This window comes from Campylobacter lari (genome assembly GCF_900638335.1).
Classification (GTDB): Bacteria; Campylobacterota; Campylobacteria; order Campylobacterales; family Campylobacteraceae; genus Campylobacter_D; species Campylobacter_D lari_E.
Window position 1 is genome coordinate 648,579 of sequence record NZ_LR134508.1, and the last position, 16,995, is coordinate 665,573.

Below are 16,995 nucleotides of genomic sequence, written 5' to 3' on the forward strand. Positions count from 1 at the left end.
CTTAAAATTGTTAAAGAAGTTTTGAAATTTAGAAATTAGTTATAAAAAACTAATTTCTACTTTACGGTTATTTTGTCTTTGAGAGTCAGATTTATCTTTAGTAGGGTAGGTATCTTTTCCTAAAGATTCTATTTCTATAACTTCAGTAAAGCTAAAGAAATGTTTAGCTACATTCATTGCTCTATTTAGTCCTATCATATAGTTTGCAAAAGTGCTACCTCTATCGTCTGCATAACCTTGAATTTTAACTCTTTTGATTATATCTTCTCTTGCTAGGTTTTGATTGATTTTTTCAAGTAAATTTTCATTGCTATATTCGCTATATCCATTTCTTTCAAATAAAAATTTCAAATCAGAAATTTTAACATCTACATAATTGTATTTTTTCTTATTTTTAGCAAAAACAATATCTTTATTATATATGCTTAATTTCATATTGTCATTTGATAGCATATCGATAAAAATAGTTAAATTATAATCTTGAGAATTAGCTTTAACAGGATTAATCATTTCTTTTAACACATTAACTCTATAATCACTTAAACTTTTTCCATCTAATACATAAACTTTAACAAAATCATCACTCAATCTTGGCTCATATCTGCTAGTTTTGCCTTTTGCAATGTATTCTTGCATAGTATTTTTATATTTTGTTGTTTTTTCTTTTTTTACGTTTGTTTGTTTGTTATTTTCAACTGGATCTTTTTTTTCTTCTTGGGCTACTTTAGGTGTGATAGTTTCATTTTTAGAAACTTCAGCTATATTTGTTTGGGTTGTTGGCATGACTTCTTGAGTGCTTGTATTTTTATCTATGATAGGATTGTTTTGTACTGGATTTTCTTCTTTTAAAGGCTCTTGATTTGTTTGTTGTGATTGATAAGTATTATCACTTATATTATTTCTTTCTTGGTTGTATTGAGTGCTTGGTGGAGTGTAGTTTTGATAAGAACTACTTTTTTTATAATCATATACATAAGTATTTGAATCATCTTCAAAATACCACATATAAAAACCAATACTAGCGCCTATTAGCACCACAAAAGCTATACTAAAAGCAATAATACTTTTCATTTTTTATCCTTTGTGAAGTCCTTAAAAGAACTTTTGATTATTTATAATTTTTAATAGAATTTTCTAAAATTTCACTTGCTTTTTCAATACCTGCAAATTCTTTTACTTTTACCCATTTGTTTGGTTCAAGCATTTTATATGTCTCAAAGAAATTTTTGATTTTATCTAAGCTTGCTTTTGGTAAATCATCTAAACTTTTAATACTATCATATCTTGGGTCAATTTTACTTACAGGAACAGCAAGTAGTTTTTCATCCATACCGCTTTCATCTTCCATTAATAACACCCCTATTAAACGACAAGGAATCACAGCTCCTGCTTGAATAGGGTATTCATTTAAAACTAAAACATCAATAGGATCGCCATCATCTGCAAGAGTATTTGGTATAAAACCATAGTTTGCTGGATAAAACATAGCTGAATACATTACACGATCAACCATGATGGCTCCGCTTTCTTTGTCAAGTTCGTATTTAATGTTTGAACCATAAGGAATTTCAATAACCGCATTAAGTTTGTTTGGTACTTCTCCAACTTTGATTTTGCTAATATCCATTTTTTATCCTTTATTTTAATAAATCATTAATTAAATTTTTCATATCAGCTACAATAGCTTCAATACTTCTTTCACCATTGATTACATGGTGGATATTTTCTTTGGTATAAAAATTTATTATTTCTTCTAAAGGTTCCAAATAAACTTTCATTCTATTATTGAAAACTTCTTCGTTATCATCAGCACCTCTAGCACGCCCTAAAACTCTTTCTCTAGCAACTTCTTCGCTAACTTTAACTTCTATAACACCTTTTAAATTTACTTCGCTTTGATTTTTTAATACCTTATCAAACTCAAGCATTTGTTCAACACTTCTTGGATAGCCATCGATAAGTATTGTGTTAGTTGGTGCATTTTTTAAAGCAGTGATGATAGTATTAACTACTACTTCTAAAGGAACCAAATTTCCTTTGGAAATAAAACTATCAATAGTCTTTCCAAGCTCACTACCACTAGCAACCTCTGCTCTTAGTAAATCACCTGTAGAATAATGAGTAATGCTTGTATTATCTTTAGCTATGATACTTGCATCGGTTGTTTTACCACTACCTGGTGCACCTATGATTAAAAATAATTGTTTCATTTAGTATTCTCCCTTAATCTTATACCTAGTTCTCTCATTTGTTCATTGCTTACTTCGCTTGGAGCTTGAGTCATAAGACATTGCGCTCTTTGTGTTTTAGGAAATGCTATAACTTCTCTAATGCTTGAAGATTTTGTTAAAAGCATGATAAGTCTATCAAGACCTATTGCTATACCACCATGTGGTGGTGCTCCAAAGCTTAATGCATCAAGTAAGAAGCCAAATTTCTTTCTTTGTTCTTCTTCGTCAATATTTAAAAGCTTAAATACTTTTTGTTGGATAGGGCTTTTATGAATTCTTATACTACCACCGCCCAGTTCTACACCATTTAACACCACATCATGTGCAATAGAATTAATTTCTTCTAAATCTTGCTCGTCAATATTTTTTGGCATAGTAAATGGATGGTGCATTGCAGAATAACTTCCATCATCATTTTGCTCAAACATAGGAAAATCAATAACCCATAAGAATTCTAACTTATCCTCATCAATAATTTTCATTTCATCAGCAAGGAATAATCTAAATCTACCCATATAATCAAGCACGGTTTTCTTAGCTCCTGCACCAAAAAATACTACATCTCCAACTTCCAATTCACATCTTTGGATTAAAGTATTTAAGTCCTCTTCACTAAAGAATTTACAAAGTGGACCCTTAGGACCATCTTCTTTCATTTGTATGAATGCAAGTCCTGCCGCCCCAAACTTGCGCACAAATTCTTCAAATCTTTGCATTTGGCGTTTAGAAAAAATCGTATCGCCTTTTGGAACTCTTAAAGCTTTAATGCGATTTTTCTTTGTATCTTTTGCTATATTTGCAAAAATTTCATTATTTGATTTTGCAAAAATATCAATCACATCAATAAATTTCATATCAAATCTTAAATCAGGCTTATCAGAGCCATAATTTTCCATAGCTTCTTTATAACTCATTTGTCTAAAAGGTATGTTAATTTCTTTTCCGCAAGCTTTGAAAATATCTTTGAGTAAATTTTCTGCCATAGCTATGATATCTTTTTGCTCACAAAAACTCATCTCTATGTCTATTTGAGTAAATTCAGGTTGGCGATCTGCTCTTAAATCCTCATCTCTAAAACATTTTGCAATTTGAAAATATCTATCAAATCCTGAACACATTAAAAGTTGTTTAAAAAGTTGAGGACTTTGAGGTAGGGCATAAAATTCGCCTTGATGTACGCGTGATGGTACTAAATAATCTCTTGCACCTTCTGGAGTTGCTTTAGTTAAAATAGGGGTTTCAACCTCTAAAAATCCCATTTTTGCTAAAGAATTTCTTGTTGCTATACAAGCAGTTGATCTTAGAGCAAAATTATCATAAAGTTTTTTACTTCTTAAGTCTAAAAATCTATATTTTAATCTTAATTCTTCATTTACACTTTCATCGCCTATAGCAAAAGGTACTACAGCGCTTTCATTTTCAATAGTAAGTTTGTTTATAACAACTTCTATTTCTCCGGTTTTTAATTTAGGATTTACAAGTCCTTCACCGCGCGGGCGAATTTTTCCTTGTGCTATTAAAATGTATTCGTTTCTTACTGATGAAGCTATATTGTGTGCTTCTTGATTATCTGCTGGATCACATACTAATTGTATAAGTCCGCTACGATCTCTAAGATCGATAAAAATTACACCTCCATGATCGCGGTAAGAATTTACCCAACCACATAATGTTACTTCCTCGCCAACATTTTGTATGTTAAGCTCTGTATTATAATGAGTTCTCAAAATTTTTCCTTAGCTTAATTTTGTTCAATTTTGTTATTATAGTATTTTATTCTTTTGCTTAGCTAAGTTTTGTTATAATTTTTTTATGAAAAAATGTATAAATATAGAAAAAATTCAAAAAATAGGTTTATTTTGCAGGTTAAATACAAATTTAAATGAGCAAATTGCTTTTTTGAAAACAATTTTTTTGCAAAAAAATATAGAACTTGTGTTATTAGGGCAAGAGAAAATTATTCTAAAAGATTTACAAGAATTGGATTTTTTGATTTCTCTAGGTGGAGATGGTACGCTTTTGTCTTTATGCAGACAAGCTTATCAAGCTAAAAAACCTATTTTGGGTATAAATGCAGGAAATTTAGGTTTTTTAACAGCTCTTTCTTTTAATGAGGTAGAAAGTTTTTTTAAAGATTTTTTTAAAAGTGATTTTAAAATAGAAAAAGCCAAAATGCTTCAAATAACGCTTTGTAAAAAAAATAAAATCATTAAAAAATTTGCTTTTAATGATGCAGTTTTTTCTCGCGATAATGCTTTAATGGCAAATGTGGAAGTTTTTTTTGAAAATAAACTTTTTAATGCTTATTATGGAGATGGTTTAATCATAGCTAGTTCAAGTGGTTCAACTGCTTATAATATTAGCGCAGGTGGGCCTATAGTACATCCTTGGAGTGAAATTTTTGTTCTAACTCCAGTTTGTTCTCATTCTTTAACACAAAGGCCTATAGTTTTACCTTATGGCTTTGAACTTGAATTAAAAGTTGAGCATTGTTTGCTGTATTTAGATGGGCAAGAAGTGATTGATCCTAAAGAATATGATAAAATTCTTATAGGACTTAGTAAGAAAGAACTTAGTTTTATACATAAAAAAGATAGAGATTATTTTCAAGTTTTAAAAGAAAAGTTAAATTGGGGTAAGTGATGATAGAAAGTATTTTAATTAAAGAAAATTTAGGTTTTAAACAAGCAAAATTAGACTTAGAAGCTGGACTTACTGTCTTTACTGGCTTAAGTGGTGCTGGAAAGTCTGTGCTTTTTAAGGCTATTTTAGCAGCATTTGCTTTAAGTGAGAGTGAAGCTAAAATGGTGGAAGTTTTATTAAATGATGAGCTTGAATTAGATGAGTTTGGTATTGAAAATGAAGAACTAAATGTATTTAAACTTTTAAAAGATAAAAGCTCACGCTATTTTATCAATAATCAACTTATTTCAAAAAAAAATTTAGCCTTGCTTTCTAAGAAATTTGTAAAACATCTTTCAGCTAAAGAAAATAATGAGTTTTCAAATGAAAGATTTTTAAACTTACTTGATTTTATGCAATCAAAAGAGGATAAGAAATTTCAAGATTTTTTAAATGAATATAAAAATATTTATAAAGAATATATGGAAAATAAGACTAAATTAGAAAAAATTCAAGAAGAAGAAAAAAAAGTAGAAGAATTAAAAGAATTTACTAGCTTTGAAATACAAAAAATCCAAAGCGTTAGCCCAAAAATTGGCGAATTTGATGAATTAATGAGTTTTAAAAAAAGGCTTTCTAAAAAAGATAAAATTGATGCTGCTTGGAATAGGGCAAGTAGAATTTTTGAGTTAGAATCTGCAGTGATTGAAGCTTTGCAAATTAGTGATGTTGATAGCTCGTTTTTTTCAGAATGTTTAAATGAGTTAAGGGCGGTATGGGAAAGTCAAAGTTTTGATGATTTTGATTTTGACATAGAAGAAGTGCTTGATAGGATAGAAAAACTTTCTTCTTTGATTTCAAAATATGGAAGCATAGAAGAAGCTTTAGAAGCTTTAGAAAAGAAAAAAGCAGAGTTGGCTCATTATGAAAATTTAAATTTTGAAAAAAAGGAATTAGAAGAAAAAGTACAAAGTGCTAAAATACTTTTAGATGAGAAAAGTCAAAAATTAAGTACTTTGCGTAAAAAAAGATTAAAAGAGCTTGAAAAATTACTTAATTTTTATCTTGAAAAACTTTATATGAAAGAAGTTAAATTAGAACTTAAAGATTGTGCTTTAAGTATTTTGGGTAAAGATGAAGTGAGTTTAAATATCAATGAAGCTAGTTTAAAAAATTTAAGCTCAGGTGAGATAAACCGTCTAAGACTTTCTTTTATTGCAACTGAATGTAATGTTACTAATAAAGCTAATGGGATAATATTTTTAGATGAAATTGATGCAAATTTAAGTGGTAAAGAAGCAATGAGTATAGCTGAAGTATTAAAAGAGCTTGCAAAATTTTATCAAATTTTTGCAATTTCACATTTACCACAGCTTTCATCAAAAGCAAGTAATCATTTTTTAGTGGAAAAGATAGAAAATGAAAGTAGAGTGAGAAAAATAGAAAAAGAAGAAAGGGTGAGAGAACTTGCTAGAATGGTAAGTGGGGAAAATATCACACAAGAAGCTTTAGAATTTACTAGAACTTTACTTTAAAAACAAAAAGTAAATTTTCTATATGATATAATAATAGTTTTAAATTACAAAGAGAGTTGGCTATGGAAGAAAAAATTTTAATTATTGATGATAATAAAATGCTTACAAAGCTTTTGGCAAAAAAAGTAGAGAATACTTTGGGTTTAAAAGTGGATGTTGCTTTTGATATGAATAGTGCTAAAGAATTAGTAAAAAATGATTATTTTATGGCTTTTGTGGATCTTTGTTTACCAGATGCCCCTAATGGAGAAGTGGTGGATGTGGTTTTAGAAAAAAATATTCCCGCTATAGTACTTACAGGAAGTAGTGATGGTCAAACACGTAAAAAATTTATGGAAAAAGATATTATAGGTTATATTCAAAAAGATAGTGAAAGCTGTATTGATGAAATGTTAAGCTCTATTAGAATGCTTCAAAAAAACAATAAAACCAAAATTATTCTAGCAATTGCTAATGTAACTTTACGTGCAGAAATGAAAAAAAATCTTAATAATCAGCTTTTTAATGTCTTAGCAGCAGCACATGGAGAAGAAGCACTAAGTTATCTAAGTGACAACCCTGATACAAAATTAGTAATTTGCGATGCAACTATGCCTGTAATTAATGGGGAAGATTTGCTTGTAGAAATTCGCTCAAAATACTCTAAGATAGAACTTGGTGTGATCATGGTTGGAGATAAAGATGATGCGCTAGAGGCAAGAGCTTTTAAAAAGGGTGTGAATGATTATGTTATTAGACCTTTCCAAAAAGAATCTCTAAATTGCAGAGTGAATAATTGTTTAGATTATATGCAAAAATGTGTTTTACTTGATGAATATAGTTTGGGTAAAGATTTGCTAACAGGTCTTGATGATTATGCAAATTTTGAAAAAAGATTTTTAGATTATTTAGAAGATATGCAAGAAAATGAAGAAATGGCTTTAGCATTAATTGATATTGATAATCTTGCAACAATTAATTATGAGTTAAGCTATGATTGCGGTGATGGAGTGATAAAACACACAGCTAAAAAAATCAAAGATCAAATTCGTGGTATGGATTTAGCAACTAGAATTGAAGATGGTAAATTTTACGTACTTTTAAAAAATATAGATAATAAAGAAGCATTGAAAGCTTTTTCAAATATAAGAGTAAATATTGCCAAAGAAAGTGTTTTAATAGCTCTAGATGAAGTAGATTATAGTGTTTCTGTTGGGGTTGCTTTTGGAATTAAAACAAGTCAAATGCAAGATTTGCTTAATAATGCTCAAAAGGCACTAGATTTAGCTAAGGCTAATGGTAAAAATAGGGTAGAGGTATGTTTTTAGATTGTGATTTTAATGAAAAAATCATAGATACGCATTGTCATCTAGATAGTCAAGCTTATTTTGGATATTTGGATGAGATGTTAAATCATGCCTTTGCTAATGGAGTGGATAAAATCATCATACCTGGTGCAGATATAAAAGATTTGCCAAGAGCAAGAGAGATTGCGCATAACTATAAAAATGTGTATTTTTCTTGTGGGGTACATCCTTATGATATAGATGATTTTGATTTAGATATTTTAAAAGAATTTATAAATGATAAAAAATGCGTTGCAGTGGGTGAGTGCGGGCTTGATTATTATCGTTTAAATGCTGATGAAGATGAAATAAAAGCAAAACAAAAAGAAGTTTTTATAGCTCAAATTCAACTAGCTGTTGAATATAAAAAGCCTTTGATTGTGCATGTGCGTGAAGCTAATGAAGATAGTTTTAATATTTTAAAAACATATGCAAAGGATTTACAAGGTGGTGTTTTGCATTGTTTTAATGCTAGTGAGCTTTTACTTCAGTTAGCAGATAATGGTTTTTATTTTGGTATAGGTGGGGTTTTAACTTTTAAAAATGCAAAAAAACTAGTAGAAGTTTTACCTAAAATTCCAAAAGATAAACTTGTTTTGGAAACAGATGGACCTTATTTAACTCCAGAACCATATCGTGGCAAAGTAAATGATCCTATTTTGACACATTTTGTGGCACAAAAAATGGCTTATCTTTTAAATTTATCTAAAAATGAAATAATAAAACTTACTAATTTTAACGCTAATCGTTTGTTTTTCCAAGGTTTATAATGAAAAAAAGCTTTTTGTTTTTTATTTTAGTATTATTATGTTTAAATGCTAAGGCCTTGCAATTTACTCCAGAGCATTACACGCAGCAGGCACAAATTTTAAGAAATTTAGATATAGAGGCAAGTTATCTTAGTGATATGATTTTTTTAGAATTTAAAGAATCTTCCATGGATATGCATTCTAAAACTTTAGTGGATACGATGAGAGAATTTTACAAAGTCACTCCGATTATCCGCAAAATTTTAGAAAAAGAAAATATTCCTCAGGAATTTTTGTATTTAGCTATTGTGGAATCTGGTTTAAAAATTCATAGTATTTCAAGAACTAAAGCAGTAGGTGTTTGGCAATTTATGAAACCAACTGCGCAAACTTTGGGTTTAAGGATAGATCCTTATGTAGATGAGAGAAAAGATTTAGTAAAATCAACTTATGCAGCTATTGCTTATTTAAAACAGCTAAAAGAGCAATTTGGAAAATGGTATTTGGCTATTTTGGCCTATAATTGTGGTGATGGTAAATTGCGTCAAGCTATAAAAAAAGCAAAAAGCGATGATTTAAGAATCTTACTTGATCCTGATAAAAAATATTTACCATTGGAAACTAGAGTTTTTATTAGAAAAATTCTTACCATGGCATTTTTGGCAAATAATAATGATTTTTTAATTTCTCAAGATAGTGCCTTGCTTAATTATGCTTTATCAAGTGAAGTTAAAAAAATCTCAGTTCCCCCAAGTGTATCTTTAAAGGAACTTGCTAAAGTAGCTAAAATGTCTTATAGTGAATTTAAACGTTATAATCCACATTTTAATTATGATTTTACCCCACCTGATAAAAAAGATTATTATATGTATATTCCTTTAAGTAAAAGTGTAGCAGTGGAAAAGGCATTAGAGAATGTAAAATTGGCTAAGGTGGATACAACCATTCCGCATACAAAAATTTATATAGTAAAAGAGGGTGATAGTCTTTATACTATTGCAAAAAAGCATAAAATTAGTGTTGAAAGTATCAAAGAATATAATAAAATTAAAGGAAATTTGATTAATATTAATCAAAAACTTGTGTTAAAAATTAAGGAGAATAATAATGCAAAAATCAAAACTACTCAAAAATTATCAAAAAACTCTCATACAAAAGTCGTTAGTCGTTAGTTGTGTAGGAGTTTTATTTAGCGCTTGTAGTATGGTACCTATTAACACGCCTACTGTGTATTATCCAGAAAGAGATTTTAAAAGTATAAAGCATAATAATACAGGCTTAAAAGGCACTATGAAGCCTTATACTATTAATGGCAAAACATATTATCCAACTGTAGTAGAAGTAGGTGAGACTGCTGATGGGATAGCCAGTTGGTATGGACCGGGTTTCCATGGTAAAAAAACTTCTAATGGTGAAACCTATGATCAACATGCTTATACTGCGGCTCATAAAACTTTACCTATGAATACCATAGTAAAAGTAACTAATTTAAAAAATCATCGACAAACTACTGTTAGAATAAATGATAGAGGGCCTTTTGTAGCAGGTAGGATTATAGATTTATCTAATATGGCTGCAAGAGATATAGATATGATACAAGCGGGAACAGCTCCTGTAAGACTTGAAGTGATTGGCTTTGGAACAAGTGCAAGTTCGGGTTCGGTGCATACTAATTCTAATTTAGGTAGTAGTGGAGAGATTGCTGATAGTGGTCATATTTTCCAAGGTGGATCTTTTATGGTGCAAATTGGCGCATTTAGAAATAAAAGTGGTGCAGAGCTAATAGCAAGTAGATATAAAAATTATAATTCTTATACTTCAACAATACAAACAAGTACTAAAGATGGTTTACATAGAGTATTTTTAAGAGGCTTTAGAAGTGAGCAAGAAGCAAGAGATTTTGTTGATAGCGGATCTTTCCCAGGTGCATTTATAGTAAGAGAGTAAAATTATGATAGAACTTATTTTTTTAGATGTAGATGGGTGTTTAACAGATGGTAAAATCATCTACACGCAAAATTATGGCGAGATTAAAGAATTTAATGTAAAAGATGGTGCGGCGATTGAAGCTTGGCAAAAACTTGGTAAAAAAGTTGCTATTATTACAGGTAGGACTAGCGAGTGTGTGTATTTTAGGGCCAGGGATTTAAAAATTGATTTAGTCTATCAAGGTATTAGTGATAAACTAGCTTGTGCTAAAGAAATTTTAGAAAAATTAAATTTAGACTTTTCTCAATGTGCTGCTATTGGGGATTATTATAATGATATGAGTTTGCTTGAAGCAGTTGGATATAGCTTCAAGCCAAAAGATGCACATAAGGCTTTAAAAACTGATAAAGTTTTAAATAGAAAAGGTGGTAATGGAGCGGTGAGTGAGATGATTGAAATTTTGATTGAAAACAATAATATGCAAGCTCAATGGGATAAACTTTGGCGATAAAAATTTTTGCTATATTGATGAGTTTATTCGCCTTTGTTATGGTAATTTTAAGTACTCAAGATCCTTATTTATTTGCCATAAAACCACAAAAGGTAGATGTGGCAAATATGCAAGCTTTTGATGTGCTTGATTATGAGTTAAATGCTAGCGTAATTAAGGCTACATATCAAGCAAGTCGATGGGTAAAATATCAAGATAAAGATATTTTTGATGATTTTAAAGTGCAAGCACTTGATTATAATTTAAGTTCAAATTTATTAGTAAGAAATGAAGAAAAGTCTATTTTAGAAGGTAATGTAAGCTATTTTGATCATAATCAAACTTCTATTTTTACTCAAAAAGCAACTTATGATATGAAAAATAAAATTTTATTTTCTAATGATAATTTTAAAGCATATATAGGTTTAAATGAAGTTTTTGGGGATAATTTTTTATATGATGTAAATCAAAAAGAATTAAAAATTCAAGGAATAAAAGCATGGTTTTTAGAGTAATAATTTTTTTATGTTTGTTAAATTTATTTGCATTTAGTGCGCAAAAAATAGAAGTTTACGCTAAAGATTTTTATTTAGATGAAAAAAATGAAACAAGTGTATTAACTGGTGATGTGGAAGTTAAAAAAGGCAAAGATATTTTAAATTCGCAAAAATTGGTTATTTATATGAAGAATAAACAGCCTGTTAAATATATAGCCACTAAGGATGCTAAATTTAAAATCATGATGAAGGATAAAACTTACCATGGAAGCGGTGATGAGTTCATTTATAATGTGGCTAAGGATACATATGAGATTAATGGCAATGCAAAAATTACAGAAATACAGACAAAAAAAGAACTTATAGGTGATAAAATCATAGTAGATAGAAAAAATATGACTTATAGAGTGGTGAGTAAAGATAAAAAACCTGCTAAATTTGTATTTGAAGTAAAAGAATGATACTAAATGCTAAATTTTTAACTTCTGCTTCTAAAATAGATGAAGCACCACAACCTATATACACTGAAATTGCTTTTTTAGGACGTTCTAATGTGGGCAAAAGTTCTTTGATTAATACATTATGTAAAAATAAAAATTTAGCAAAAAGCTCTTCAACCCCAGGTAAAACCCAGCTCATAAATTTTTTTGAAGTTGATTGTAAGAAAGATGATGATAAATTCAAACTAATATTTATTGATTTGCCTGGTTTTGGTTATGCTAAAGTGAGCAAGAAAACTAAGGCTATTTGGAATAAAAATTTAGATGAGTTTTTAAAAGAGCGTAGTTCTATTAAACTTTTTATTCATCTAATAGATTCAAGACATGATAATTTAGATATTGATGCAAATTTAGATTTGTATTTAGATTCTTTTATTAGAGCTGATCAAAAAAAAATAACAGTTTTTACAAAAGCAGACAAGCTCAATCAAAGTCAAAAAGCAAAGATTTTAAATGCAAATAAAAATGCCATTTTGGTGTCAAATTTGAAAAAAAGTGGTATTGATAAATTAGAACAAAAAATTATTCTAGAGAGCTTGGGTTTTAATGAGGAGTAGAAACTTAGTAAAAAATAGATTTGATTTTTCTTATTTATTTTTTTATTTAACTTTGATTTTTTACCAAGTATTAAGCTCTGTATATTATTGGATGCCTCCTTTATTTGGGGTGTTTTTTTGTTATATGATAGTGCTCTTAAAAGAAAAAGAAAGAACCCTTAATAAGCTTGATTTTAGATGGTATTTTTCTTTGTTTTATCTTTTATTGATTGATATTATTCATGGGTTTTATCTCTTTAGCTCATGGATAGCTTTTTTTATTTTTTATCATTTTTTTGTAGATTGGTTTAAAAGTAAATTAAAACTAGGGCGTTATTTACTCGTTATATTCACTCTTTGCGCTTATGTTTTTATCTATCTTTTTGATGTGTTTTTAGCATATTTAGACAATAGTGAAATTTTAAAATTTGGTATTGAATATTTATGGTTTTTTGTTGTTGAAGCTTTGATTTCTTTTGTTATTTTTAAAGGAAAAATCTAATTATGCGTATGCGTTTAGTGATGGGTTTTATAGCTTGCTTTTTTATGCTTTTGTTAGCTAGAGTGTATTATATAAGTATTAAATCTAATGTTTATTACGAGGAAATAGCCAAGCAAAATGCCATTAAAACGCAGTTTTTAGCACCTGTAAGGGGACAAATTTTAGACATAAAAGGTAGACCCTTAGCGGTAAATAAATTAGGTTTTTCAATCTCCATAAAACCATATTTGTATATAAAAAAGAAAAACAGAAATCTTTTAGATCAAGAATTACAAGCTATAGTAGGAGCCTTTCCTGATTTAAATGCTACTAAGCTCAAAAGAGCTTATATAAAAGCTGATTCTTATTATAATCAAGATTATATAGAAGTGGTTCCATTTATAGAATATGATGCTATGATTAAGCATTTTACTAAGCTTAATTTACGTGAGAATATGCAAGTTAAATCTACTACTCAAAGATTTTATCCTTATGATGCTTTAGCTAGTCATGTTATAGGTTATGTTGGAAAAGCAAATTTAAATGATATGAATGAAAATGAAATTGCAAGATTAACTAGCTATGTAGGGCGTAGCGGTATAGAACGTTCGTATAATGAAATTTTGCAAGGTCAAAAGGGTGAAAAGGTTAGTAAGGTAAATGCATTAAATAAAGAAGTAGAAGAACTTTCTTACAAAAAACCTATATCAAGCAATATTACTTTAAGCATTGATCTTGATTTGCAAGAATACTTAGCTAGTATTTTTGAAAATTTAGCAGGTGCGGCTATAATAATGGATGTAAAAAGTGGGGCTATTTTAGCAGCGGGCAGTTTTCCTGAGTATAATCTTAATCCTTTTGTAACGGGTATTAGTCAAGAAGAATGGGATAAGCTTTCTAATGATTTAAACCATCCTTTTACTAATAAACTTATTAATGGACTTTATCCTCCAGGTTCTGTTGTGAAAATGGGTACAGCTTTAGCGTTTTTAGATAGTGGAAAAGTAAGTGAAAATCACAAGTATTTATGTGATTCTAACTTTGAGCTTGGCGGTAGAAAATTTAGATGTTGGAAAGCTATAGGTCATGGTTATGTAAACATGAATGATGCTATTAGAGAAAGCTGTGATGTGTATTTTTATAAAGGTGCTTTAGAAGTTGGTATTGATACTATTAGTTCTGTTTTTGAAAGAATAGGTTTTGGTGCAAAAACAGGAGTGGATTTACCTAATGAATTTATAGGAACAGTTCCTAATAGAATATGGAAAAAAGAAAAATACAACCAACCATGGTATCAAGGTGAAACTTTAAATACAAGCATAGGACAAGGTGATTTTCTTGCTACTCCTATGCAAGTAGCTAAATTTACAGCTATGATTGCTACAGCTAAAAATATTACACCACATTTTTTACATAGTGTTGATGATAATGTTACCAAGATAAATTTTGACAATAATGAAAGTGTTTTTACAACTTTTGAACTATCAAAACTCCCACTTTTAAGGCGTGCTATGTATGAAGTTGCTAATGAAGACGGTGGAACTACGGCAAGATTTTTAAGAAATTCGCTTATTACTATAGCAGCCAAAACAGGAACAGCACAAGTGGTTGGAATTTCTCAAAGTGAAAAAAAGCGTATTAAAGAAGAGGATTTAGAATATTTTTTAAGATCTCATGCTTGGATTACTTCTTATGCGCCTTATGAAAAACCACAATATGTAGTAGTGGTTTTAATCGAACATGGGAAAAGTGGTAGTAGCACAGGAGGGCCTATACTGGCTAAAATTTATCAAAAACTTATAGATTTGGGTTATATTGATAAAAAATATATCAAGAAAAAGACTAAATAATTAGCATCCCATCGCCATATGAGTAAAAACGATAATTGTTTTTTATGGCTTCATGGTAAAGCTCTAAGGTTTTTTCTCTACCTATAAATGCTGCCACAAGCATAATTAAAGTTGATTTTGGTAAGTGAAAATTAGTAAGTAAATAATCAAGTCTTTGTGGGGTGTTTTGTGGGTGTAAAAATAAATCACAAAAACCTTCTTTTATTTTTTTCCTATGATAATACTCTATACAACGAGTAACAGTAGTACCAACACCTAGTATTTTCTTAGAAGAATCAATTAAAGCACAAGTTTCATCATCAATATGAAAAAATTCTGAATGCATTTTATGTTCGCGTATATCTTCACATTCTACACCTTTAAAAGTTCCTGCACCAACGTGTAGTGTGATAGTATGGATATTATGATTTTTTTTAAGTTCATCGATCATTGCTTCATCAAAGTGTAAGCTCGCAGTAGGTGCAGCAACCGCACCTTGATTTTTGGCAAAAATACTTTGATAGTTAATGCTATCTTGTGCTTCATCTGCTCTTTTAATATAAGGTGGTAAAGGTATATGACCTATTTTTTCTAAAATTTCAAAAACTTCATGATGATTAAGTTTTTTTTCATCGTTAAAAAATTCTACCTCTCTTGTGCCATCACTGTGTAATTTTTTGATTTTAACTTTTAAAGAATTTTCAAAATATAAAATTTGTCCTTCTTTAACTTTGCCTCGAATTTGCACTAAAAAATCATTATTTTTTAAAGGATGGTTGATAAAAAGCTCTATTTTGCTACCACTTTCTTTAGTTCCATAAATTCTTGCTTTGATAACTTTGGTATCGTTAAAGATGATTTCACAGGGTGGTAAAATTTTAGCTAAGTTCTTAAAATGCAAGTGTGAAATTTGATCTTTATATCTTTCATATACTAAAAGCTTAGCATTTTCTTTAGGCAAAATGGGAAAATTTGCTATAAGTTGATTTGGTAGATTATAATCATAACTAGAAAGCAAAAGATCTTTATCAATCATTTTCATCATCTTCTTTTTGGCTAGGATTGACTTTTTTTGCTATATAAATAGAAATTCCATAAAGCCCGCACAAAGGTACAGCCATTAAAAATTGTGATATAACATCAGGTGGTGTCATCATAGCTGAAAAAACAAAAATCACTAAAACTGAAACTCTAAAGTGTTTTTTTAAAAATGCATCATCAACAAGTCCAAGTTTGGCAAAGAAAAAGGTTATTACAGGCATTTCAAAAGCCAAACCAAAAGCAATTATTAATTTAGTGAAAAAACCTACATACAAACCTATGCTAATTAAAGGTTTAAAATCTTGGGTTTGCACCCCAAAATCAATCAAAAATTTAAAAGCCAAAGGTATAACTATATAATAACAAAACAAAGCACCAAGTGCAAACATGATACTAGCAAAGCTTACAAAAGGCACTACTAGTCTTTTTTCATTATCATAAAGTCCAGGTGCTACAAACTTCCAAAACTGCCAAAAAATGACTGGCAAAGAAATCAAAAAAGCCGTAAAAAACGAAACCTTCATCGCGGTAAATAAAGGTTCTTGCAATTCAACGAAGGTCATTTGTCTTGAAATTTCAGGTAAGGCTGCTTCAACAGGTGCTTTTAGTATGTCTATGATATAGTTATTAAAACTAAAACATACAAAAAACATCACAACAACACAAGCAACACTTATAAATAATCTTTTTCTAAGTTCTACTAAATGCGGTTTTAATTCTTCAAACATTCTTAGCTTTCCATTTTCTGAGTATTTTTTTCATCTTTTTGAATTTTTTCTTCAAGATTAGAAAGTTCTTGTATATCTTTTTCTAAATCATTAATTTCACTTTTTAATTCTTTGGTGTTATTTAAAATATCTTCTTTGAGTTGATCAAATTCTTCAAAACTTAGTTTTTTTCTGATATTTTCATTAGTTTGTGAAAATTCATCTTTGTATTTTTGTGCTTCATCTTTTAATTCTGCTATTTTTAGTTCTTTATTAATACTTGCTTTTGCCTCATCAATATTGCTTTTAATGGCTTTTAAAATTTTTGCAATTTCAACTATAGTTGAAGGTAATTTTTCAGGCCCAAGCACTAAAATAGCTACAACTAAAATAACTAAAATTTCACCAAAACTCATTATTTTATCTTCTTTCGCTTGAATATATGGTTTACATTTTACATAAAAATACTTAAAAATATTATTACTTTTATTATATTAATATATAAAGATATATTGATATAATA

Annotated in this window: 19 protein-coding genes; 12 read left to right on the plus strand and 7 right to left on the minus strand. The window is 29.1% G+C overall.

Translation table 11 applies throughout. The annotated features are described in order from the left end of the window. Positions 1–39 precede the first annotated feature (39 nt). The 4 genes from EL235_RS03375 to aspS are packed head-to-tail and all read right to left on the minus strand — an operon-like array spanning position 40 to position 3,958. A complete protein-coding gene (locus EL235_RS03375) occupies positions 40–1,071 on the minus strand; it encodes an OmpA family protein (protein ID WP_126340802.1) in 1,032 nt (343 codons plus the stop codon). Positions 1,072–1,108: 37 nt separating this feature from the next. Then, positions 1,109–1,627: an inorganic diphosphatase gene (ppa, locus tag EL235_RS03380; protein ID WP_039618061.1), complete on the minus strand. Its 519-nt coding sequence runs from the start codon at positions 1,625–1,627 to the stop codon at positions 1,109–1,111. Between the two features lie 10 nt (positions 1,628–1,637). Then, positions 1,638–2,210 carry an adenylate kinase gene (locus EL235_RS03385; protein WP_126340803.1) on the minus strand — a complete coding sequence of 191 codons (573 nt, stop codon included), beginning with the start codon at positions 2,208–2,210 and terminating at the stop codon, positions 1,638–1,640. After that, positions 2,207–3,958, minus strand: a complete 1,752-nt coding sequence (aspS, locus tag EL235_RS03390) for an aspartate--tRNA ligase (RefSeq protein WP_126340804.1) — start codon at positions 3,956–3,958, stop codon at positions 2,207–2,209. Before aspS ends, EL235_RS03385 begins: the two co-directional genes overlap by 4 nt. 85 nt (positions 3,959–4,043) lie before the next feature. On the opposite strand from aspS, the gene EL235_RS03395 reads away from it, so the two are divergent. The 12 genes from EL235_RS03395 to mrdA all read left to right on the plus strand — a co-directional run bounded on the left by EL235_RS03395 (position 4,044) and on the right by mrdA (position 14,745). Continuing rightward, positions 4,044–4,874, plus strand: a complete 831-nt coding sequence (locus EL235_RS03395) for an NAD(+)/NADH kinase (RefSeq protein ID WP_039625867.1) — start codon at positions 4,044–4,046, stop codon at positions 4,872–4,874. Continuing rightward, a complete protein-coding gene (locus EL235_RS03400) occupies positions 4,874–6,388 on the plus strand; it encodes an AAA family ATPase (protein ID WP_114640247.1) in 1,515 nt (504 codons plus the stop codon). Before EL235_RS03395 ends, EL235_RS03400 begins: the two co-directional genes overlap by 1 nt. Positions 6,389–6,450: 62 nt before the next feature. Next, positions 6,451–7,695 (plus strand): bile resistance response regulator CbrR, encoded by a 1,245-nt coding sequence (gene cbrR / locus EL235_RS03405; protein ID WP_039625871.1) that lies wholly within the window; start codon positions 6,451–6,453, stop codon positions 7,693–7,695. Beyond that, on the plus strand, positions 7,686–8,483 hold the full coding sequence (locus tag EL235_RS03410; RefSeq protein ID WP_039625873.1) for a TatD family hydrolase: 798 nt from the start codon (positions 7,686–7,688) through the stop codon (positions 8,481–8,483). Before cbrR ends, EL235_RS03410 begins: the two co-directional genes overlap by 10 nt. Then, positions 8,483–9,634: a membrane-bound lytic murein transglycosylase D gene (locus EL235_RS03415; protein ID WP_039625875.1), complete on the plus strand. Its 1,152-nt coding sequence runs from the start codon at positions 8,483–8,485 to the stop codon at positions 9,632–9,634. The genes EL235_RS03410 and EL235_RS03415 overlap by 1 nt, the downstream gene beginning before the upstream one ends. After that, positions 9,570–10,409 (plus strand): septal ring lytic transglycosylase RlpA family protein, encoded by an 840-nt coding sequence (locus tag EL235_RS03420; protein WP_114640248.1) that lies wholly within the window; start codon positions 9,570–9,572, stop codon positions 10,407–10,409. Before EL235_RS03415 ends, EL235_RS03420 begins: the two co-directional genes overlap by 65 nt. Before the next feature lie 4 nt (positions 10,410–10,413). Next, the gene (locus EL235_RS03425) at positions 10,414–10,902 is read left to right on the plus strand and encodes a 3-deoxy-D-manno-octulosonate 8-phosphate phosphatase, YrbI family (RefSeq protein WP_039625878.1); all 489 of its coding nucleotides are present in this window, start codon (positions 10,414–10,416) and stop codon (positions 10,900–10,902) included. Continuing rightward, a complete protein-coding gene (locus EL235_RS03430) occupies positions 10,893–11,396 on the plus strand; it encodes a hypothetical protein (protein ID WP_039625880.1) in 504 nt (167 codons plus the stop codon). Before EL235_RS03425 ends, EL235_RS03430 begins: the two co-directional genes overlap by 10 nt. Further along, on the plus strand, positions 11,381–11,839 hold the full coding sequence (lptA, locus tag EL235_RS03435) for a lipopolysaccharide transport periplasmic protein LptA (protein ID WP_039625882.1): 459 nt from the start codon (positions 11,381–11,383) through the stop codon (positions 11,837–11,839). Before EL235_RS03430 ends, lptA begins: the two co-directional genes overlap by 16 nt. After that, positions 11,836–12,435 carry a ribosome biogenesis GTP-binding protein YihA/YsxC gene (gene yihA, locus EL235_RS03440; protein WP_126340805.1) on the plus strand — a complete coding sequence of 200 codons (600 nt, stop codon included), beginning with the start codon at positions 11,836–11,838 and terminating at the stop codon, positions 12,433–12,435. Before lptA ends, yihA begins: the two co-directional genes overlap by 4 nt. A gap of 124 nt (positions 12,436–12,559) precedes the next feature. Continuing rightward, a complete protein-coding gene (locus EL235_RS03445; RefSeq protein ID WP_232017401.1) occupies positions 12,560–12,916 on the plus strand; it encodes a hypothetical protein in 357 nt (118 codons plus the stop codon). A gap of 2 nt (positions 12,917–12,918) precedes the next feature. After that, the gene (gene mrdA / locus EL235_RS03450) at positions 12,919–14,745 is read left to right on the plus strand and encodes a penicillin-binding protein 2 (RefSeq protein WP_039625887.1); all 1,827 of its coding nucleotides are present in this window, start codon (positions 12,919–12,921) and stop codon (positions 14,743–14,745) included. Here the strand turns inward: mrdA and queA are convergent. Genes queA through tatB form a run of 3 tightly spaced genes read right to left on the minus strand, consistent with a single transcriptional unit; the run spans position 14,738 to position 16,888 of the window. Then, the gene (gene queA / locus EL235_RS03455; protein WP_126340807.1) at positions 14,738–15,766 is read right to left on the minus strand and encodes a tRNA preQ1(34) S-adenosylmethionine ribosyltransferase-isomerase QueA; all 1,029 of its coding nucleotides are present in this window, start codon (positions 15,764–15,766) and stop codon (positions 14,738–14,740) included. The two genes, mrdA and queA, sit on opposite strands and share 8 nt — an antisense overlap. Continuing rightward, positions 15,753–16,493, minus strand: a complete 741-nt coding sequence (gene tatC, locus EL235_RS03460; RefSeq protein ID WP_039625889.1) for a twin-arginine translocase subunit TatC — start codon at positions 16,491–16,493, stop codon at positions 15,753–15,755. Before tatC ends, queA begins: the two co-directional genes overlap by 14 nt. A 2-nt stretch (positions 16,494–16,495) precedes the next feature. Further along, positions 16,496–16,888, minus strand: coding sequence for a Sec-independent protein translocase protein TatB (tatB, locus tag EL235_RS03465; RefSeq protein ID WP_039618091.1), 393 nt, complete (start codon positions 16,886–16,888; stop codon positions 16,496–16,498). Positions 16,889–16,995: the final 107 nt, after the last annotated feature.